The organism is Paludibacillus litoralis, from assembly GCF_037646705.1.
In the GTDB taxonomy this organism is placed as follows: domain Bacteria; phylum Pseudomonadota; class Alphaproteobacteria; order Rhodobacterales; family Rhodobacteraceae; genus Pikeienuella; species Pikeienuella litoralis.
On record NZ_JBBHER010000010.1, the window covers coordinates 121,333 to 142,291 of the forward strand.

General features: G+C 64.1%; 14 protein-coding genes, 2 tRNA genes and 3 pseudogenes. 8 read left to right on the forward strand and 11 right to left on the reverse strand.

The window, feature by feature from the left end; genetic code table 11:
• Positions 1-7: 7 nt before the first annotated feature.
• On the reverse strand, positions 8-1,276 hold the full coding sequence (locus WG921_RS16575) for a serine hydrolase domain-containing protein (RefSeq protein ID WP_340110373.1): 1,269 nt from the start codon (positions 1,274-1,276) through the stop codon (positions 8-10).
• Positions 1,277-1,577: 301 nt separating this feature from the next.
• Here WG921_RS16575 and WG921_RS16580 point away from each other — a divergent pair, with 301 nt between their 5' ends.
• The 5 genes from WG921_RS16580 to WG921_RS16600 all read left to right on the forward strand — a co-directional run bounded on the left by WG921_RS16580 (position 1,578) and on the right by WG921_RS16600 (position 7,044).
• Complete coding sequence (locus tag WG921_RS16580) at positions 1,578-3,176, forward strand: ABC transporter substrate-binding protein (RefSeq protein WP_340110374.1); 1,599 nt, start codon at positions 1,578-1,580, stop codon at positions 3,174-3,176.
• Positions 3,177-3,253: 77 nt separating this feature from the next.
• Positions 3,254-4,204, forward strand: a complete 951-nt coding sequence (locus WG921_RS16585; protein ID WP_340110375.1) for an ABC transporter permease — start codon at positions 3,254-3,256, stop codon at positions 4,202-4,204.
• Between the two features lie 2 nt (positions 4,205-4,206).
• Complete coding sequence (locus tag WG921_RS16590) at positions 4,207-5,061, forward strand: ABC transporter permease (RefSeq protein ID WP_340110376.1); 855 nt, start codon at positions 4,207-4,209, stop codon at positions 5,059-5,061.
• A 4-nt stretch (positions 5,062-5,065) separates the two neighbouring features.
• Entirely contained in the window at positions 5,066-6,064 is a 999-nt protein-coding gene (locus WG921_RS16595) for an ABC transporter ATP-binding protein (protein WP_340110377.1), read from the forward strand.
• Entirely contained in the window at positions 6,061-7,044 is a 984-nt protein-coding gene (locus WG921_RS16600; RefSeq protein ID WP_340110378.1) for an ABC transporter ATP-binding protein, read from the forward strand. The genes WG921_RS16595 and WG921_RS16600 overlap by 4 nt, the downstream gene beginning before the upstream one ends.
• Here the strand turns inward: WG921_RS16600 and WG921_RS16605 are convergent.
• Both WG921_RS16605 and WG921_RS16610 read right to left on the reverse strand, forming a co-directional pair.
• Positions 7,011-8,000, reverse strand: coding sequence for a LysR substrate-binding domain-containing protein (locus WG921_RS16605; RefSeq protein ID WP_340110379.1), 990 nt, complete (start codon positions 7,998-8,000; stop codon positions 7,011-7,013). The two genes, WG921_RS16600 and WG921_RS16605, sit on opposite strands and share 34 nt — an antisense overlap.
• A 290-nt stretch (positions 8,001-8,290) precedes the next feature.
• Positions 8,291-8,365 (reverse strand) — tRNA-Gln (locus WG921_RS16610).
• 105 nt (positions 8,366-8,470) lie between these two features.
• Between WG921_RS16610 and WG921_RS16615 the strand changes: the two genes are divergently transcribed.
• A tRNA-Pro gene (locus WG921_RS16615) sits at positions 8,471-8,547 on the forward strand.
• Between the two features lie 107 nt (positions 8,548-8,654).
• Here WG921_RS16615 and WG921_RS16620 read toward each other — a convergent pair.
• The 8 genes and pseudogenes from WG921_RS16620 to WG921_RS16655 all read right to left on the reverse strand — a co-directional run bounded on the left by WG921_RS16620 (position 8,655) and on the right by WG921_RS16655 (position 17,797).
• Positions 8,655-8,792 carry a hypothetical protein gene (locus WG921_RS16620; RefSeq protein ID WP_340110380.1) on the reverse strand — a complete coding sequence of 46 codons (138 nt, stop codon included), beginning with the start codon at positions 8,790-8,792 and terminating at the stop codon, positions 8,655-8,657.
• 65 nt (positions 8,793-8,857) lie between these two features.
• The gene (locus tag WG921_RS16625; protein WP_340110381.1) at positions 8,858-11,962 is read right to left on the reverse strand and encodes a DEAD/DEAH box helicase; all 3,105 of its coding nucleotides are present in this window, start codon (positions 11,960-11,962) and stop codon (positions 8,858-8,860) included.
• Positions 11,959-13,392, reverse strand: a complete 1,434-nt coding sequence (locus tag WG921_RS16630) for an EH signature domain-containing protein (RefSeq protein WP_340110382.1) — start codon at positions 13,390-13,392, stop codon at positions 11,959-11,961. The genes WG921_RS16625 and WG921_RS16630 overlap by 4 nt, the downstream gene beginning before the upstream one ends.
• Before the next feature lie 41 nt (positions 13,393-13,433).
• A complete protein-coding gene (locus WG921_RS16635; protein WP_340110383.1) occupies positions 13,434-14,516 on the reverse strand; it encodes an OmpA/MotB family protein in 1,083 nt (360 codons plus the stop codon).
• Between the two features lie 2 nt (positions 14,517-14,518).
• Positions 14,519-16,561: an anti-phage ZorAB system protein ZorA gene (zorA, locus tag WG921_RS16640; RefSeq protein ID WP_340110384.1), complete on the reverse strand. Its 2,043-nt coding sequence runs from the start codon at positions 16,559-16,561 to the stop codon at positions 14,519-14,521.
• Between the two features lie 92 nt (positions 16,562-16,653).
• Positions 16,654-16,905, reverse strand: a pseudogene (locus WG921_RS16645) (ATP-binding protein); the annotation flags it as partial.
• Entirely contained in the window at positions 16,887-17,387 is a 501-nt protein-coding gene (locus WG921_RS16650) for a hypothetical protein (RefSeq protein ID WP_340110385.1), read from the reverse strand. The pseudogene WG921_RS16645 and the gene WG921_RS16650, both read right to left, overlap by 19 nt.
• Positions 17,384-17,797, reverse strand: a complete 414-nt coding sequence (locus WG921_RS16655) for a glycosyltransferase family 2 protein (RefSeq protein ID WP_340110386.1) — start codon at positions 17,795-17,797, stop codon at positions 17,384-17,386. The genes WG921_RS16650 and WG921_RS16655 overlap by 4 nt, the downstream gene beginning before the upstream one ends.
• 233 nt (positions 17,798-18,030) lie before the next feature.
• Between WG921_RS16655 and istA the strand changes: the two are divergent.
• Positions 18,031-19,684: pseudogene (gene istA, locus WG921_RS16660) on the forward strand (IS21 family transposase).
• Positions 19,684-20,529, forward strand: a pseudogene (istB, locus tag WG921_RS16665) (IS21-like element helper ATPase IstB). Before istA ends, istB begins: the two co-directional pseudogenes overlap by 1 nt.
• The last annotated feature ends 430 nt before the right edge of the window (positions 20,530-20,959 follow it).

Below are 20,959 nucleotides of genomic sequence, written 5' to 3' on the forward strand. Positions count from 1 at the left end.
GGACTGCTTACGGTCGGGCGCCGCCGCCGGGCTCCATCGCGTCGAATATGGCGGCGAACAGCGCGGCGTCCTTGTGCCGTCCATCGTTGCGGCCGCTCGGCTTTTCCCAGACAGCCCATTTGACGATCACGGCGTTCATGGCCGGGTTGATGGCGATCGTCTGGCCGGAGCTTCCCAGCGCATAGAACAGGGTGTCGCCTCCCGGCATTCTGAGCGGAGCGCTGTCCGGCAGCGTTGGATCGACCGCCCCGGCCGCAACCGACGGGACGCCGTTCTTGTGGTGCAGCCACCACTGGAAACCATACGGAGTGCGGGCCTTGAGAGACGCGGCGCTGGCGCGAACCGCTTCCTCCATCCACCAGTCGGGCAAAGTGGCCTCGCCATCGGGAAGGGCGCCGCCCCCGAGAATGAACAGGCCAAATCGCGCATAATCGCGAAGCGTGGCGCTCAGGCCGGACGCGGCGAACGTGCTCCCCCCCTCCGCCTCGAGGTTCCAGAATGCGTCGCGCTCCATGCCCAAGGGGCCCCAGATGCGCTTCTGAAGATAGCTGGCGGGGCGGACGCCGGTGGCGCGCTCCAGAACCAAACCCAGCACGACCGAGTCGGCTGAGCTGTAATTGAAGACGGACCCGGGCGCGGCGGCGCTTTGCGGCGCGCGATCGCCGAGACGCTTCAGGAATGAAAGGAACGCGCCTTTTTCACCATGGGTGGTGCAGGCCTGTAGCTGGAAGACGTCGCTCGACGGGTCAAGCGGATCTTCCGTGTAGGGGAGGCCGGACACCATCTGCAGAAGGTGACGGATTGTCAGGCCGTCGAAAAGCCCGCCGGCCAGTTCGGGAAGATACCGCGTCACGGGCGTATCGACCCCGGGGATAAACCCCTCGGCGATGGCGATTCCGATCAGCGTGGAGGTCACGGATTTCGCCATGGAGCGCGACGCCCAACGCGTGTCGCTGGAATTGCCTTCGGCGTAGCGCTCCAGAACGATTTCGCCGTCTCGCACCGCGATAAGGCCGGTCGCGTTCGTCGTTTCGAAGTACCGTCCGATATCCATGTCCTCGCCGCCATGGCGATACCGCACGTCGAGACTTTCGCCCTCCGGCAACTGACGGGTGAACGCGCTTGCGGCAATGGTGTCGCTGGGAAACAGCAAGTGCATCTTGCGATGCGCAACGAGCTTTTCTTCCGCAGTCCACTGCAACTGGTTTGAAATATCCGGCAAACTTGCCTCGGACTGTGACTGGGCGGCGCTGGGGGCGGTTTCGGACGAACGCATTGCAAGATCCTGTTTGCGGGATGGAGGCGCTGAGCGAGCCTTTCGGATCGCGCCGGAGCAAACCGCTCACGTGACGAAAGCGTCCTGCGTGTGATCGGCGTGCTTACGTGGACCAGCCCAGCGGCCATGAAGCCGCCCGAGGGTAGGCCGACGCCGAAAAAATCCGCAAATACGATTTTCGCAAGGCGACATCAGAAATACATATTGTGCAATATCTTCGCGATCCATCAATGTCTGGACGCACCCCACGCACACGAGACGTGGGGAGTATTTTCCATGCTCGGAGGAGGAAGAGAGCGCGATGCTAGATCGAATTTCCAAATGTCTGGTCAAATTTCGGCGCCTGCCAACCGCAGCGGCCGTCGTGGCTTTCGCTCTGCCGGCTTTCGCCGACTCGACGACGCTTCGCATTGCGATGAACGCTTCGCTTGGCGGGATCGACCCGGTTTTCAACACCGCGACCTACGCCCGCGATCATGGGTATCTGGTTTACGATCAGTTGTTCGCGCTCGATTCCGAAGGGAATCCGCAGCCGCAGATGGTCGGCGACTACAGCGTTTCGGACGACGGTCTGGAATACAGCTTCACCCTTCGCGAAGGCTTGCGGTTCCACGATGGCGCGCCGGTGGAGGCCGAGGACGCCGTCGCCTCGATCCTTCGCTGGAAAGACAAGGATACGGTTGGCCGAACGCTGTTCCGCGCCGGCGCGAAGCTCGAGGTGGTCGACGAGAAGACCTTCACCCTGACGCTCGAGAAGCCCTTCGGTCTGGTGCTGGATGCGATGGCGCGCTCCACCGCGAACGCGCTTTTCGTGATGCCGAAGGAAGTCGCGGCCACCCCGGCTTCGGAGCAGATCACCTCGGCCGTGGGGTCGGGCCCCTTCATATTCGATTCCGAGAACTGGAGACCGGGCGACAAGGCGGTCTATCGGCGCAACCCTGATTATGTTCCCCGCGACGAACCCGCCGACGGCCTCGCCGGAGGCAAGCGCGCGCTGGTCGATGTGGTCGAGTGGGTCACGATACCCGACGCCAACACCGCGGTTTCAGCCCTGATCGCGGGCGAGATCGACGTTCTGGAGCAACCGCCCCTGGAGCTTTACCCGATGATCGAGGCGACCCCCGGCGTGAGGCTGGAGGTGATCGACCCGAATGGCCGGATGGTCTGGATTCGCCCCAACCATCTCAACCCTCCGTTGGACGATCCGCGGGCGCGGCGCGCGATCCTGCTTTCGGTGAACCAGAAAGCCAACATGCAGGCCGTTGGCGCTCAGGAAGGCGACTATTACGAGTTCTGCGGCGCGTATTTCCTGTGCGGCACTCCGCTTGAAACCAGCGCTGGCGCCGAGGGGCTCGGGGCGCCTCAGCACGAGGCCGCGCAGGCGCTTCTGAATGAGATGGGCTATGATGGCGAAGAGATCGTTCTCTTGCAGGCCACCGACGCCGCCGCGAACAGCGCCGCCACGCTGGTTCTCGCGGACGGGCTGCGCAAATCGGGCTTCAACGTCAAGCTCGAGGCGATGGACTGGGGAACGCTCTCGCAGCGGCGCAATGTGAAAGACATTGACGGCGAAGGAGCGTGGCATCTGTTCATCACCACGGTTTCCGCGCTCGACGCAGGTTCGCCGCTGGTCAACCCGTATCTCGCGAGCCCGTGCCCGAACAGCATCGCCGGCTTCAGCTGCAGCGAAGAGCTCGAAGCGGCGCGTGAAGCCTGGTGGTCCGAGCCGGACGCGGACAAACGCCGCGAGCTTCTCGATGCGGTGCAGATCGAGGCCTACAAGCACCTGCCATATATAAACGGCGGCCAATGGCGGACTTTCGCCGCGGTTCAGGAGTCGGTGCAGGGCATCCGGCCGATCACGGTTCCGGTTTTCTGGGGCGTCAGCAAGTCCGAGTGAGCATCGTGAACGCACCCCGCCGGCGCCTCAGCGGCCGGCGGGGTGCGTCGTCCGGCCCGATTACGGGGAAATGAGCCATGCGAGGAACAGTCGGCGCATTGATCGTCAACAGGTTGATCAGCTCGATTCCGGTCATGCTGGTCGTCTCGATCGTGGCGTTCGTTTTGATATACATCACGCCGGGCGATCCCGCCGCGATCATCGCAGGCGATACGGCGACGGCCGAGGACGTCGCCCGCATCCGCACCGCCATGGGGCTCGACAAGTCGCTGTTGGAGCAGTTCGCGATCTGGTTCTGGAAAACGTGCCAGGGCGATCTGGGCGTGTCGGTCGTCTCCGGAGAACCCGTGGCGCGGCTCATCTTCCAGCGGATAGCGCCGACGCTGTCGCTGGCGGCGACGACGATCGTCTTGTCCGTGATCGTCGCCGTGCCGCTCGGAACGCTGGCGGCCTGGCGCGCCGGCTCCTGGGTGGATCGTGGATTGAGCGTCCTTTCCGTGCTGTTCTTTTCCCTCCCGGTTTTTCTCATTGGATATTTCCTGATCGCGAAGTTCGCGCTCGGCGCGCGCTGGTTCCCCATTCAGGGATACCGCCCGCTCTCCGACGGGGTCGGAGAATGGCTCTGGTATCTCGCGCTGCCCACCGTATGCGTCAGCTTCGTGTTCATCGCGCTCATCGCGCGGATCACCCGCTCCGCCGTGATCGAAGCCCTGTCCGCGGATTTCATTCGCATGGCGCGCGCGAAAGGCGTCCCCGGAATGCGGATCCTGACCGTGCACGCCCTTCGCAACGCGGCGGTGCCGATCGCGGCGACCATCGGATTGGGGATCGCCGGATTGTTGAACGGCGTCGTGATCGTGGAGAACGTCTTTGCGATCCCGGGGCTGGGCCGCCTTACGGTCGACGCCGTCCTGCAGCGCGACTTTCCCGTGATCCGCGGCCTGATGCTCGTGTTGTCGCTGATCTACGTGCTGGTGAATCTGCTCGTTGATCTGTCCTACATAATTCTCGATCCACGGGTGCGATGACGATGGAACGGATCGCAAGGCGGCCAAATCCGTATTTCAGCAAGCTCAACAAGTTCATCTCGTGGCGCTTGCCGGCGGCCCTGCTGATCGGGGTCATCCTGGCTGCGGTTTTCGCGCCGCTGATCACGCCCCACGATCCGTATGAACTTGATCCGTCGATACGGCTTCTGCCGGTGAGCGCGGAGCACTGGCTCGGCACCGACGCGTTCGGGCGCGACGTCTTGAGCAGGGCGATCGTCGGGGGGAGGATCTCGCTCGGCATCGGATTTCTGGTCGGATTCGCCTCCATGGTCATCGGATTGTTTCTCGGCATGATCGCCGCGCAGAACGTTATCGCCGAAGCGGTGGTGATGCGGACCATGGACGGGCTCATGGCGATTCCCAGCATTCTTCTCGCCATCGCGCTGGTGGCGGTTCTCGGGGGCAGCTTTCTCACGGTCGCGATCGCCGTCACCATCGTGGAGGTGCCGCGGGTGACGCGCCTGGTCCATTCGCTGATCATCGGCCTGCGCAAACTGGCCTATATCGAGGCCGCGCAGATCGCGGGCACGTCCATGCCGGTCCTGATGGTCCGTCATGTGCTTCCGAACATTATCGGGCCGCTCATCGTTCAGGCGACCTTCATCGTCGCGTCCGCGATCCTGATCGAAGCCTATCTGAGCTTTCTCGGCGTCGGCACGCCGGTGGAGATTCCAAGCTGGGGCAACATGATCGCAGATGGCCGGCGCTATGTGATGGTTTCGCTGAGCACGGTTCTCTATCCGTCGATTTTCCTGGGCTTGACGATTTTCTCCATCAACCTTCTGGGGGACCGGCTGCGCGACTGGTTCGACCCCATGATGACGCAAAGATTGTGATCCGATGGCTCTGCTCGAAATCGAAAATCTCCGGGTCGGATTCCCCCATGGCGATGGCGCGCCCCTCGAGGCGGTGCGGGGTGTTTCGCTGCAGGTGAAAGAGGGAGAGATCCTTGGCCTGGTTGGCGAAAGCGGCTCGGGGAAGTCGCTGACCGCTTCGTCGATCCTGCGATTGCTGCCGGAACCGGGGCGCATATTGGGGGGGCGAATCCAATTTCAGGGCCGCGATCTCACCAGCCTGAGTTCCGCCGAGATGCGGTCCCTGCGCGGGCGCGGCGTTTCGATGGTGTTTCAGGAGCCGTTGACCGCGCTGAACCCGGTCATGACCGTTGGCGACCAGATCGCCGAACTTTACAAGGTTCATGGCGTCGGATCGGCCAGGAGCGCGCGCCGCCACGCGCTTGAGATGCTGGAGGCGGTGAAGATGCCCGATGCGGCGGCGCGCATGAAGGAATACCCGCATCAACTCTCGGGCGGAATGCGCCAGCGCGTCGTCATCGCGATGGCGTTGGCGCTGAAGCCCGGCCTGATCATCGCGGATGAGCCGACAACGGCGCTCGACGTGACGATTCAGGCGCAGATTCTGGCGCTCCTCATGGAGCTCCGGTCCGCGTTCCGGACGTCCATCATTCTCATTTCGCATAATCTCGGCGTCATCGCGCGAAGCTGCGATCGCGTCGCGGTCATGTACGCCGGCCGGATCGTGGAGATCGGCGCCGTCGAAGACGTGTTCCTGAGGCCGCGGCATCCCTACACCGCGGCGCTTCTCGCCTCGACGCCGGTCGCCGGGGGCGCCTCGCCCGGTCAGGAAAAGAGAATGCGCGAAATTCGCGGCATGGTCCCCGGTCTCGAAGACATACCGAAAGGATGCGCGTTCGCGCCGCGCTGCGACCATGTTTCGCCGCTCTGCGCTCACGATCCGGAACTGGAGGGCGGAAGGCGCCGCGCCGCGTGCCACCACCCGCTCCACGACACGAAATCCTGCGAAGCGCCCACGCCATGACTCTTCTCGACGTATGTCAGGTCGCCCGGCATTTCGGAGCGAAAAAGGGCCTGATCGGCGGCGCCGACAAGCCGGTGAGAGCCCTGGATGGGGTGTCGTTTTCCCTCTCAGCCGGCGATGTGCTGGGGATCGTCGGAGAAAGCGGCTGTGGAAAAAGCACGCTCGGCCGGCTGATCGCCGGTCTGGATGCGCCGAGCCGGGGCGAAATCCGACTTGAAGGAACCGCGATCAACGCGCCGGGGCGGCGGCGTTACCGGAAATCCGTGCGGCGTGACATTCAGATGATCTTTCAGGATCCGTTCGCCTCGCTCAGCCCGCGGCGAACGGTCGCCCAGACCCTGATCGAGCCGCTTCGGAATTTCGGCCTCGCGCGGGGCCGCAGGAAGCAACGCGTAATGGAATTGCTCGACGCCGTCGGCTTGCCTGAAAACGCCGCGGAAAAGCTGCCGCATGAATTCTCCGGCGGTCAGCGCCAGCGGATCGGCATCGCCCGCGCGCTGGCGGCGGAGCCGAAACTGATCGTGGCGGACGAAGCCGTGGCCGCGCTCGACGTTTCGATTCAGGCCCAGATCGTCAACCTGCTTTCGGATCTGCGAAAGGATTTGGGCCTGTCGCTGATCTTCATCTCTCATGACATGGCCGTAATCGAGCATATCAGCAACCGGGTCGCCGTCATGTATCTCGGGCAGATCGTTGAAATCGGGGACGCGTCCCGTTTGTTCACGGCGCCCGCGCATCCGTACACCCGCGCCCTGATCGCCGCGACGCCGACGCCCGACCCTCGGCTCGGCCCCATCGAGGTGACGGCCCAGGGTGAGATCCCCAGCCCGCGCTCCCCTCCCCCAGGGTGCAGATTCCATACGCGCTGCCCGATCGCGCAAGAGCGTTGCCGTCTCGAAGAACCGCAGCTTCGCCAACGGGGCGACGATGGCTCGCTCGTCGCCTGTCACTTCCCCAGAAGCGAGTTCATCAGGGCGTGATCCAGCTGCAGATCGGCTCCCGGCCATGAGCCGTCTTCGGTCATCTCAGAGATGAGCGTCAGAACGATCTCGACCAGAGCCAGATCCTCGCTGCTGAGCGCGGAGACGCCGGTTATGGAGAAATACAAGGTGCGCACGATCGGCGGATCGACGACCCGCCTCGCCGCCAGCTCGCCTTTCTCCAGTTCGGCGGAAATCGCCGCGATCGGCAGCAACGAGCCGCCGATCTTCGCGCGGAGGGACGACAGCAACGTCCCCAATGTGTTGATTTCGGCCGCCGGGTTGAGCGTGACGCCAAGGCTCGCGGCCTCCCGGTCGATGGCCTCGCGCATCCCGTTCGGTTTCGCCGGCAGGACGAGAGGAAAATCGACGAGATCTCTCAACGCGATCTCGGCTGGCGCCTCTTCGCTCGGCGGCAACGTGACCAGATACAGCTCCTCGGTCAGAATGGGGAAGCTCCTGATGCCGGGGTGCTGAATTTTCTTGTAGCCGAGCGCGAGCTTGACCTGGCCGGAAATGAGCTGCTCGCGCGCCTCATCCCCCACATGATCATGCAGGTTCAGCGTGCCGGAAAGCTTGTTGGATCTCAGCAAGAGATAGAGCGGGCCGGCCAGAATCTGCGAAATGCTGCCGGGCATCACCAGCGTAAGCTGCCGCTCCTGATCATGGGCGTAGCGCGCCAGATCGTCGCGCGCCCGATCTATATTGGCCAGGATCGTCTGCGCATGATTGAACAGGATCTCGCCAGCTTGCGTCAAAACGACGCCTCGGTTCGAGCGATCGAAAAAGCGGACGCCGATCTCCGTTTCCAGATTCGACATCTGCTGGCTCAACGCCGGCTGCGCCACGCCCAGCACCTGTGAGGCCTTGATGAAACTGCCGGACCGGGCGATCGCCATGAAATGGCGCAAGCGGCGCGTATCCAGATCACGTACTTTTCTGATTTGACTGGTCATACCGTTCGCCCAACCAGCCTGTTGGCTGACCGACGCGCGCCACTTTTCCATTTATCCGATCAGCACGTCAGACTAGGCGGCTTTCGCATGACTCGCAATGGTCCGGGAGCGTCGGATGGCGGGCCAGACCCGAACCGACCGCCATCCGCCTCATTCGGCGAAGGAGGCCGCGACCCGTTTGAGCGACGATGCGCCTCGCTAGACCGGCCCCCCGCATCGCGCCGCTCCCCCCTCCCCGGAAACACAGGGCCGTTCGGGAGGAGACCTGGAATATGGCGAATGCATGGGGCTGGCTGGGGCGGCAGGATTCGAACCTGCGAATGGCGGCACCAAAAGCCGCTGCCTTACCACTTGGCGACGCCCCATCAGCGGGGGATAACTAGCGTCGCCGCCCGAACCGCGCAAGCCGCGCAAATTCGCTCGCCCCGACTTGCGCGGCGCCTGACGCGGCGCTATAGGGCGTCCCAGTTCGGAGTGTAGCTCAGCCTGGTAGAGCACTGCCTTCGGGAGGCAGGGGCCGGAGGTTCGAATCCTCTCACTCCGACCAATATTTCAAGGGGTTGGCGGATTTCCCGAAAACCGCCTCCCCGATTATCTCCCCGGAGTGGCGTCCCGCACTTGTGCAGGACGCAAGGCGCGGCTAGAGAATCATAATCATCGCTTGCGCCTCTCCAGCGCGTCGGTGACGCTCTTCTGATAGTGCGGCGGGTGTATCCAGTAGATGCGCCGCAGCTCGCCCTCGGTCACGCCGAAGGCGCTCTCGACCTCGGTGATGACCGCGCCGCGCTGCACCGCCTACGGACGCGCCTCCGCATGGAGAAACACCTTCACTCAATGCAGGTTTCTTCTGTAGCCAGTTATTGATACGAGATCGACCCGTCCAGGTTCTTGGAGCCTATTGGAGTATCGTCTCGTTTGAACATCATCGCCATCGCGGCGGTGACGGGATCCTCGCCCCGCGGTGCAGTCGCACCGCCATTCGAGAGCATCCGCTGCAATCGGTTCGCGTCGTCCTCAGTATCTCCCATCGGCCAGAGGACGGAACTGGCAAGGCGCCGTTTTCTGGCCATCAGGCTGTGAAGGAGGCAGTCGAACGAGTAGTGCTGATACCCGGGGTGGATCGCCATCGGGACGTGCACGGTGACGGGCCTGGTCTGCCCGATGCGGTGGACACGATCATTGCACTGCTCCTCCACGGCCGGGTTCCACCAGCGTGACAAATGGATCACGTGCGTGGCCGCCGTCAGCGTCAGCCCGGTCCCCGCCGCTTTAGGACCGAGTACTAGAAGATCAAAGCCTTCGTCGCGGTCGAGGTGGCGTTGAAACCGATTCACGATCGCCTGGCGACGCGGGATCGGGGTGCTTCCATTGATCAGGTCGACATGGGGCAGACCGAACTCCCGTTTCGCGAGTTCGATAAACCGGTGCTGCATCTTCACGTGCTCGATGAAGACCAGCGCCCGTTCGCCGCGGTCCCGAACCCCGCGAAGGATGTCCATCGCCGCCAGGAGACGGGCGGACATGCTGATATAGGTCTCATCCTCCGCCGGAGATGAAGCGTCCGGATGCACGGAGACGGACCGAATGTGATGGAGCACCTTGAGCGCGCCGCCTCGGGTTCCGGCTGCCAGCTTGCCGCGCGCCGTCTCGTAAGCAGCCGCCTGCGGTTCAGGCATGAGCCGGGGGTGGAGACGGCGCGATTTTACTGGCAGGTCGCGGGCAACCTCCTCCTTCAGGCGGCGCAGGGCGACTGGAGGCAGGCCCTCCTGCGGCTCGAACATCAGCGAATAGAGCTCGCGCATGTTCCCCTCCGTCGGCTCTCCGAACCTCTCTCGGAACGCCTTCAGCGAGCCGAAACGGCCCGGCGTGAGCTGCTCCATGATCGCCCATAGATCGACTGTGCTGTTCTCGATAGGGGTGCCGGTCAGCCCGATCCGGAAATCCGCGTTGACCGCGAGCGCCGCCTTGGCGCGCAAGCTAACGGGGTTTTTCACCGCCTGAATCTCGTCGAACACGGCGGTCGAGAAGGGGATCTTCGCCAGCGAATGCTGGTAGTTAGCCAACGTCGTGTAAGTGGTCAGCACCCAGTAACGATGCCCGCGCCCCTCATCAATCGCCTCCTCCAGATCGCGCAGGTCCAGCAGCGCGTCTCCGCTATCAATTTCGATACCTTTCTGACCAGGTCGCTTCTTGCCTCCGAGGGCCGACCCGTAGAGCCGGACCACGTTGCCGAGCCCGGGCGCCCGCAAGTGTTTGTCGACCTCTTCCTCCCAGTTCACAAGCAGAGAGGTGGGCGCCACCACGAGGACCGGCCCGGCGCGTCCGGCGTCCGGGCGGGACATGTTCTCTTTCATCCACGCGAGAAAGGCTATCGCCTGAAGGGTTTTCCCGAGCCCTTGCTCATCTGCGTTCAAGACGCCGGGCAGACCCGCAACCCAAGCCTCCAGCATCCAGCGGAAACTCTCTGTCTGGTGTTCTTTGAGAGCCGATTTCACCACATCTGGCAGCGTGTCAGACGCGAGCCGGGTGCGTGGGCTGATCTTTAATGCCCAGGTGAGGTCCTCGATGTTGTCGACGGTGTCGAGGATGATCGGCCCGACCCGTGGGTCGACCTCCTCCCCGCTCGCTGGCTTCATTTTCGGCGCTTCCGGGGTCCGGATGGCTTCGAGGCGCTGCTCGAGCGCGGCGCGACTGGTCGGGGTCGCGGGGATTTCAGCGCCGTCCACGTTCACCGACCGCTCTCCGGCCGCGATAGCCGCGTCCACCTGCCGGATGAGCCGCTCGACCTGATCTGGGGCCATCGCCTCGATCTTCTCAGCGGCCGCTCCGGTGAACGCTTCAGGCAGCCATGTTGTCCCGGACCCGGAGATCTCAAGCACCGGTTTCTCGTAGATAATGAGCCCGATCACCCGTTCGGAGTATTCTCGTGTCTCGACAAAAGCCGGCTCTGCCGCTTCCTCGATCAGCTCCTGCTCCTGGGCCGGCGACAGCCCGTCCAGTTTGCCCTTCAAACGCAGATGGTCCGTGACCGCCTCGGTGATCCTCTGACGTGGATTGCGGACGAACGCGGCCCGGGTGACCGGATCCGCTCGTTGCATGTCCGTCATCACCTTGAGAACCGGGGCGGCGGCGGGGTCCACGACAAGGTAACTCTGCGCGCCGAGCTTGTAAGCGGGGCGCGCGCCACGGGCGAACGCCTTGTCCTGAAACGCCCGAAGCCGCCCCTCCTGCAGCTCCGCCTCCGCCTCGCTGATCTGCTCCCCATCACGTTCTGCAGCTTCGATCGTCTCGCCGAGAAACGGGAGGATCGCGAACTGGTCCTCACCCCGCGGGCTGATCGAGAACCGGTCCGTCAGGGTCACCTCGAGCCCGGACAGAAAATCGGTCATCCCGAGCCGGGCTTCCGCGTCGGCTCGGTCCATCCGGACCCCGGGCTCAAGGGCGCGCCGAAAGCGGGCGAGCGCCTCCCAGTGCTCGTCGAGGTCAGAGCCGGCCCGGAACCGGTCCGCCACCTCGAGCGCGTCCAGCATCCACCGGGGGAGACGGCGCAGCCCGTCAGCCCCGTCACCCGAGGTCTCGAGAATCGCACCGGTCCTATGGGCGATCTCCCGGCGGCCCGCACGAACCCAGTCATGCGTAAGGCGGAACTCGGGGCCGCCGATCTGCCCCATGACATCCGTGCGCAGGGTGAGATCCACCAAGGGAGGAAGCCCGAGCGCGTCCGCCGTCTCAGAGGATAGAGCGCTCAGCGTCTTGTGAGAAAGCCAGATACGGCTGCTGGCGATCTCCACCTCATCACCGGTCTCCTCGGCGGTGGCCCGCAGATCCGCCAACGCGAAGCTCAGCCTCTTGTCATGATCGAAGTCCTGATCTCCGCGACGGGAGAGGAGGCGGTCCAAAAGGGACTGGCGCGACTTGAACTCGAGCGTAATCCCGCCCTGATCATAGGTGAGCTGGATCATTTTCGTTTGTCCTTTTCGCCCTGACGCGGCTTTTCATAGAGCCTTTCGAATTCCGTGCGGTGTCGTGACGCCGCGTGCGCTGGTTTCGGTGGACGGGGTCTGGACACTTTCGTGTAGGGCCGGGTTCGTCGTGACCATGATACGTCCGCGTTCATCATGTCGCGAACCCAGCGTCTCCAGGGCCCCATCCCGTTCCTGGCGCTACCATGAGGCTTGGCCGCCGCGGAAGCGCGCATGATCTCATCACAATCGTAGCCCGCCTCGAATAGCTTCGGCGCCATCGGATCATCCTTGTCGAAGACGTGGGTCCGATAATTGTGACACCCGTCCACCATGATCTTGTTTCCGATCTTCATGATCAGGAGGGACGTGTTCTGGCGCGCCTTCTGATATCCGACCCGGGTATAGGCGTTCTTCGCATCCCGACGCATGAGGTGCTGGCGGGCATATTCGAAAGCCTGAGAGGACAGGGCCGCCCAGGCCGCATCGATCTTGCCCTCATCATAAAGCTTGAGCCAGAAATCCCGGCGCGGCGGCCACATGGCGTCCTTCTGGGTGGCGTCAACGACCCCGGTGAAGAAGCGCATATCCTCCCGTGTCAGCCAGCGATGCACAATCGCCATGTAGCGCTCGCCAATGCCGCCCCATACCCCGCCGGATTTGATCCGTGGATCCCCGTAAAGCTCGATCAGGGTTTCCACGAGGTGGGATCTGAGCTCGTCCTCCGGAGCTTTTTCCAACCAAGGATGGATCAAGGCTTCGATCGCCGCTTCCGCTCCGATACTGCGGCCCTCCTCCTTGCCCGGTGGACGTAGCCACCTGATGTACCAGTCGATCAGGTTCCGCTCCGAAAGATGCGGCCTGACGAGGGCGGTGAGGGATCGGTGAGCGAAGTCCATGAACCCGCCGCTATGCGGGCTTCGAACCCCGAGACGGAGGAGTTCCGTATAGGGGTCGGACATCCTGGACATCCGGCCTGCAAGCCGGTCCGGACCGGAAGCGGCGTCCAAGAGCTCCGGAAGCGCGCCCAGAAGAAAGCGACCGGCCGTGCTCATTCGGGCGCGCGCATCACCGAGCGCAGCCGCGAGGGCGATGCTGTGGCGGGAGTTCGGGACGTAGCTTTCAAGATAGGTCCGGAAGATCCCGGACAGGAACGTCTCGGATGTTGAGGCGGCGGTCTCCGCGTAGAGGAAGTCACGCGTCGGAGCGAGGTCGGGGCGATCTCTTCGTTCCGGATCGAACACCGCCGAAGAGGCGGCTACCACGAAAGAGAGGCGGGTCTCCTCCCAATCGTCGGCTTCAATCCGGTCTCGGAGCTTTTGGGCCAGCGCCTCGCGCTCCTTCTCGGTTCCGGCGACCTGAACGTCGGGCCATCTCTCGCGAACCCGATCAGCGGCCGCGCTGAGGTATCGCAGCTCCGGAGTCGACAAGGGCGAGAGCCGCCCCGCTTTTTCAAGCGCTTCAAGGAGGCTCATTCCGACCTCCCCGCGGCGCGCAGCGCGTCAAGCCGGCGCCCGACCTCTTCCACCTCCCCAACGGTGCTAGGCGCATACATAATGATCCGAAGATCGATCCGCCGGTTCGCCGCCTTCCCTTCCGTCGTTTCGTTCGTTTCAATCGGCCGCATCTCCCCATATCCGGAGACGGACATGACCGGCTGGCCCCGCAGGTTCTGATGCGCGAGGATGGTTCGGTCTTCATCGAACATCACGAGAAGGGTCGCGTTCGCCCGATCCGTAGACAGACGCAGGTTGTTGAGGTCCGACCCGTCACTGTCCGTGTGCCCTTCGATCTGCACCGCCTCGATCAGGGCGTTCCCGCTCCTACAATCCGGCCCGCGCGCCGCCCTCTCCCCGAGGGTGAAGCAGACCAGGATCTCGTCCAGCAGACGACCCATGGTTTCCGCGATCGCGCGTTGACGCGGCTCGAGCCGGCTTGATCCGCTGCGGAACAGACCTTCCCCCTGGAACCGGAGCGCGTCCTGTTCCGGGCTGATCACGACCTGCACCTCCGGAAACTCAATCAGGAGCCGGTCGCGAAGATTGACGAGAATCTCCCTTCGCTGAGCGATGGCCTGGGAGAGATAGGCCTCTAGCGGGTTGACCACATGGAGCCTTTCGATTTTCTCCCGCAACCGCTCTATCTCTGCAAAAAGCTGGTCGATCTGGGAACGCAGCTGCCCATTCTCCTCCTCCAGCTCAGCAACCCGGGTCCGGAGCGCCTCGTTTTCGTCTCGCAGCTGGTCGAGTTCGCTGTGCAGCCGGTCTCGTTCGGCGGTAACCGTCTCCAACTCGGACGTGACGTGGGCAAGTTCGGCCTTGAGAGCCTCGACGGAGGAGCGCAGGTCCTGATTCTCGATCCGCAGGGCGTCGCGCTCCTGACGGACCCTCTCATATGCGGTCAAGGGGACCGTTTCGTCATCGTTGAGCTGGGTCGCGAAGAACGCGAGCAGGATGATGATGATCAGAAGGAAGCTGATCGTCATGTCCGTCATCGTGACGAAGACGGACTCCTCCTCCTCCGCGCGCGCCCGGTGCCGCTCCAGCCTGCGCATGCTCAGCGCCTCTGTTCAGGACGGAACTTCTCCGCCTGGTCGACGATCTCGCGCATCGTGTCCAGCGCGGGCGCCAACTCACCGTTCATCTTGCGGACGTGCTCGGCGAACGTCTCGAGCGACGTCCGGACATGGGCCGCGAACTCGTTGAAGGCCGCGCCGAGCTTCTCGTCCATGTCGTCGATCTGTTCGCGCTGCCGCTCCATATGATCGAGCGCCTCCCCGAGTTTCGTGAGAGAGGTCTCGATCAGTTTCTGCTCCGCACTCAGCGCGGCTTTCGCGGCGTCCAGAACCCGGGCCGCGTTCTCCGCGGTCTCCCGTGAAGACCGGGTAACGGTCTCGGCCGCCTCCGCCGTGCTCTTCGCAAGCCCGGTCGTCGCGGTTTCGATCCGCTCCACGCTGGTCCTGACTGGCCCTGCCGCCGCCTGCAGGTCACGCGAGGCGGTGACCAGCGTCTCGGCGGCGGACCGGGTGGCCTCTCCGCCGGACTTGATATGACCCGCGGCAGTCGCAATCTGACCGGAACCGTCCTTCAACCGGTCCGCCATCTTGTCGAACTGCTCCACCACCTGGGTGATAGGCTCCACCAGGTCGGCCCTGATCGATTCGCGGAATTCGTTGGAGGCGGATAGGAGGTCATGCCCGCTGCGCGAGACCAGGTCCGCCATCCCACGCCCCGCTTCGGAGATCGCCCCTTCGACCTCCGCGCCTGCTGTCTTCATCCCGGATCGGACCGCCTCCGACCCGCTGGCGGCGGCCGCGTCGAGTTCCTCGCGGAAGGAGCCGGCGGAGGCGCGCATGTCCACCGCCGCCTCCCTAAGAGCGTCCGCCCCCTCGGCGGTGTTGCGCCGGATCCCCTCCAACGTCTCATTCATGATGCCGAGGAGCCGCTCCGCCCCCTCGTTCAGCTTGCCGTCGGTCGTTTCAGCAGCCGCAGCGAGGCGGGCGGACAAGTCTTCCGCCGCCCTCGTGAGCTTCTCAACGGACGACTCCATCTCCTGTCCCATTTGTCCGGAGCTCTGGTCCATCCGGTCAGACAGGCTCGCGATCTTGTCCCCGGCGGCCGAGAGCTGCGCGCTGGCGTCCGCGAGCGCGCGTCCGACGTCCTCGGAGAACCGGGAGGAGAGGTCCGTCACCATCTGTCCGACCCCGTCGGCGCCGGCCTTGCCGACCTTGTCCAGCAGCGGGGCCATGGCGGTGCTGATCGAGTTGGAAATGGATTCCGGGATTTCCTTCTGAAGGGATCGGCCGAGCTCTGCCACCAGCGTGGTCCCGATCTCCATGAAGCTGTCCTTCTGGCCACGCGCGATCGAGAGTTGCTCCATCGCGACCTCCTCGAGGCTGATGAAGCTCAGTCGGCTCTCCAGATCGGCGCAGAGCATGTGGATCCGACGCTCCACCTTGCCCGTAAGCCAGCGCAGGACAATCGTGAAGATGATCGACGCCAGAAGCCCCGTCAGGGACATGATGAACTTGGCCGACGCCGCCCCGAGTAGGCCGTCGAGGGACGCGCGCATTTCCTCGGAAGACGCGTCGCTTAGCCCGGTGATCTGCTGAAGCGCCGATATGAGGCCGAGAAAAGTGAGGAACAGCCCGACCGTCACGAACAAGCCCGGCATATAGCGCGAGAACCCCGGGCCAAAATGAAGGTCCTCCAAGTTGAAGAAACTTGAGGGGCGCACGCTGTTTCGCAGGACCGGCCGATCGGCGCCCTTGTCCTCGATCAGGGTTTCGCGAAACTCGTCCCAGGCGGCGGTGATTTGAACGTACCCTATTCGGGTCCGGACCTTTTTCGCCTCCTGGCTGATCTGGTTCACATGTGCGGCGAACTCGGGCTCGTCCTTCGCGGTCCGGACCTGTCCTTCCAACCACCGTAGGGCGGTCAGCTTTCTGCGGGCGCTGATCCCCAAAACCAGAACGGAGATAAGGAGCCAGAACAGAATCCCGATCGAAACGAGGCCGGGCGCCTGCTCTTCAGTCAGAAATGACGACCCCCAGAAAATGAACCGGGACATGCCCGTCCCGATATCCGCAATAAACCCCACCGCCGTCTTCCTTCCTGCTCACCGCTTCAATTCTGGTGGTCTTCTTTTGCACATGAAAAAATAAGATATTGGGGCCAAACGCTCCCAGCCTGTCAATGGCGCCGGAAACTGGCCATTTGGGCGCCCTGATATCCAACCATTGTTAAGCGCGATGATGTCAGCCAGCGCTGAGGGCGCGCTGATCGCAAGAGGCAGAGCGCGCCCGTGGTCGCGTTAGGCGGAAGTCGGGTGGATTTGCGCGCCTTGCCTTGAGCCAGTCGATAGGATTGGCCGCTCATGTCGAGGATGTGGACATGGTGGGTGAGCCGATCGAGCAAGGCGCCAGTCAGACGTTCTTCGCCAAAGATCGCCGCCGACCAGCAGCTTCACCGTCGCCATCTGCTTCTGCACGCGCAAGAGGCGCTTCACCGCGCTGCTTCCGAACAGCTTTGGCGGTGCGCTTCAAGCCGGCGAGCAGCGCGGCGATGACGGGCTTTTCAGCTGAATCGGCGGCCAGAAGCTCGGCGCGAATACCTGCGGGCCGGACGCCGCAAAGCAGTTCGGGCAGCCAATTCAAAAACCCCTCGCGGATGGCGTAGCGAGCCAGCCGAATCCGCCCGTCGCGCGGCGTCCTGGCGGCCAGGCCTTGAGAAAGGCGAGCGAGCCGGGGTTGGAGTGCGGCGAGGAACTCGAAATCTAGTTCTTCGGGGCGCGTCTGATCGTCGATCAGTTGATGACTGAGCTGGGCGCGACGCACGAACTGGGTTAGCACGGTGCCGGCCACATGCTCCTGGCGCAGCGCATCTAGCGTATGCAAGCCGTTTGCGGCGTAGTAATCATGCGTCATCTCCTCGAGGCGTCGGTCGAGCAATCGTCGACGACGATCACCTCCTTTTCCGCATACGAACATGCGGCGACCGTCCCCAGCGTTTCTGCGATGAAGTCCTGCTTATCGAAGAGCGGGATCACGATACTGACCATTGGCGGCGCCTCGTCGAAGGGGCGGGCCGGCGGCGCGGGCCAGGGCTCGGCGCCGAGCGACGCGCGCTGCACCGCGCGAAGCCGCCGCCATTCGCCTACTTCACCGAACCGGCGGCGCATCCTTTCTTCTCCGTTAGCGCGATCTGCAGCGGCCTCGGCAATCAGCGCTTCCCATCGGGCGAAGATGCGCTCCGGGTCGTAGATGACGCTTTGACTCGTAACCCCTGGCGGCGGCGGCGGTGCGGCGGCGGTATCGACCCGGCAGGTAGACCTCATCTGGGCCAACGTTCTGACGCACCGCGTACAGGGGGCCGAACACATAATCGCACCTCGCAGCGATCATCAACTGCTCACATCGACACTCGCGCAAGAGATCCGTCCCCAAATGCCCGAGTGTTGATCGGCGTGGAATAAGGACCCCGTTTCGGGGCTGATCGGCTTCCAAAAGGGACCCCTCCGAGACTTGGGTCCACAGTGCTTCCAGGGATGATCTGGGAGCCAAGATTGGGATGCTGATTGTGGAGACGGTCGCCAAGATCCGCCGGGCGCATTTCGTGCAGGGCAAGTCCATCAAGGAGATCTGCCGGGAGCTGCGGCTGTCTCGGAAGGTCGTGAGGAAGGTGCTGCGGTCCGACGAGACCGCGTTCGCCTATCAGCGCAGCGTCCAGCCGCGACCCAGACTTGGGCCATGGACGGATGCGCTCGACGATCTGCTCGCAGCGAATGCGGCGCGCAGCAGCCGCGAGCGAGTGACGCTGACGCGCATCTTCGAGGACCTGCGGGGCGTGGGCTACGAGGGCGGTTACGACGCCGTCCGACGCTACGCCGCGTCATGGCGCCGGCGCGAGAGCGCGGCCACGGCGGCGGCCTTCGTGCCGCTGATCTTTGATCCGGGAGAGGCCTATCAATTCGACTGGAGCCACGAGATCGTGCTGGTCGCCGGCGCCACGGTCACCATCAAGGTGGCGCACATGCGGCTCTGTCACAGTCGGATGCCGTTCGTTCGGGCATATCCGCGCGAGACGCAGGAGATGGTGTTCGACGCCCATGACAAGGCGTTTGCGTTCTTCGGCGGGGCCTGCACGCGTGGTGTCTACGACAACATGAAGACAGCGGTGGACGCGATCCTCGTCGGCAAGGACCGCGCCTACAATCGTCGTTTCCAGCAGATGTGCGGTCACTATCTCGTCGAGCCGGTGGCGTGCACTCCCGCATCCGGCTGGGAGAAGGGTCAGGTCGAGAGCCAGGTCGGCACGCTGCGGCAGAACTTCTTCGCGCCGCGGGTTCGGGTCAAAAGCCTGGGGGAGCTCAACGACTGGCTGGCCGATCGATGCGTCGAGTGGGCGAAGGCGCGCCCCCATCCCGAGATCGCCGGCAAGACGATCTGGGAGGTCTTCGAGGGTGAGCCATTTCGCGCCATTGGTCCGAGCGACAATGGCGAACGCGCGCCAGCCTCGTGCCGTATCGCGGCCCTTTCGACGGCTTCCACGCGATCCCGGCGGCGGTCTCCAAGACATGCCTCGTTCGGTTCGACAACAACAAGTACTCGGTCGACGCCAGCGCCGTTGGTCGGCCTGTGGAGATCCACGCCTATGCAGAGCGCATCGAGATCCGGCAGGAAGGCCGCGTCGTCGGCGAGCACGCCCGCGCCTTCGGCCGCGGCGGGACGGTCTACGATCCCTGGCACTACGTGCCGGTGCTGGCCCGCAAGCCCCCTCTCGGCGAATGCGAGCATTCGCCTGCCGGGCGACGGGAGGCCCTGCGCAATGGCGCCCCGTTCAGGGACTGGGAGCTGCCGGTCTCGATTGAGCGCATCCGGCGCAAGCTGAAGGCGGCGCCAGACGGCGACCGGCAGCCTCTCGGCGAATGGTCCATTCGCCTGCCGGCCTATGGATGGTGGATATCCTCGGCGCGGCGCTGACTGACGGGATGCCGGCGGTGGAGGCCGCCTGCGCAGAAGCGTTGGAGCACGGCGTGCATTCCGCCGACGTCGTGCTCAACATCCTCGCCCGCAGCCGCGACGCCGACCCGCCGCCGCCAATCGCCACGCCCGAGGCGCTACGCCTGCAATGCGAGCCCGTCGCCGCCTCTCGGCGAATGCATGCATTCGCCTGCCGGCCAACGGACTGCGCCCGATACGACAACCTCAGGAGAGCCGTCTGATGGAACGATCCGACATCCTCGCCGCCATGGGCGAGCTCAAACTCTACGGCATGCGCGGCGCCTATGACGGCGTCCACGCTACAGCGGTGAAGCGCCAGCACGAGCCCCAGCAGGTGGTTGGCGATCTGCTGAAGGCCGAGATCGACGAGAAGCAGGCGAGGTCGATCAAGTACCAGATGACGATAGCCAAGATGCCGCTGGCCAAGGACCTCGAGGACTTCGACTTCGACGTCGCAGACATCAACGAGACGCTGGTCCGCGACCTCGCCGCCGGCGGCTTCATCGAGCACCAGCGCAATGTCGTGCTGATCCGCTGCCCGACAGGGCATTGCGCAGCAATGTCCCGAGAGGGGCGGCACAGGGACCGGCAAGACCCACGGCGCCATCGCGATCGCCCGCGCCTGCATCCGCCGCGGCGCGCGCGGGCGCTTCTTCAACGTCGTCCATTGCCCGGCAATGGTTTGCAAAGCAAACCATGAGAGGGGATCTGGTCAACAGGCTCGACGCCGAGGCCCGCGCCGGCCGGCAGGGCCGGATCGCAGACCATCTGTGCCGCCTGGACTTCGTGGTCATGGACGAGCTCGGCTATCCGTCGCCCGGCAGGCGATGTGCGCATCGCCGAGAGGGAGCCCTTCGCCCAGTCGGGCGGGCAACTGCTGTTCCATCTCGTCAGCAAGCTCTACGAGCGCACCTCGGTCATCGTGACCACGAACCTCGCCTTCGGCGAATGGCCCACCGTCTTCGGCGACGCCAAGATGACCACCGCACTGCTCGACCGGCTCACCCACCATTGCGACATCGTCGAGACCGGCAACGAGAGCTGGCGCTTCAAGAACCGAGCCTGAGCCTCACCGACCCGCCTCAAGACGGGCCTGACACGCCTGCGCCATCTGAAAGCTCCGGCGCGTCAGGCCCGTCTCAGCTGGGCGCCCCAGGGGTCCCTTTTGCAAGCCGATCCGGGGTCCCAGTTCGGTGCCGATTGACAACCCTGCGCAATCGCGGCGGCAGACCCCGCATCCTGCCGCCCAAGGAAATCGAGGTGGCCATGGATCGCGGCCAGGATGCGCGGCTATTACGCGCTATCGGTCGCGCGTGGGCTTGGCGGCACAGGCTCGAGCGCGGCGACGTCAACACCATCGCCGATCTCGCCAGAGAGGTAAGCGGTGCTTCGATCACACGGCCGGTGAAGCTTGATAGTTCCAGGGCAGAAGCGCTTGGATATTGCTTTGCCGGTGGCCGTTGACGAGCGCCTCAAGGGTTTGGGCGAGATAGGCG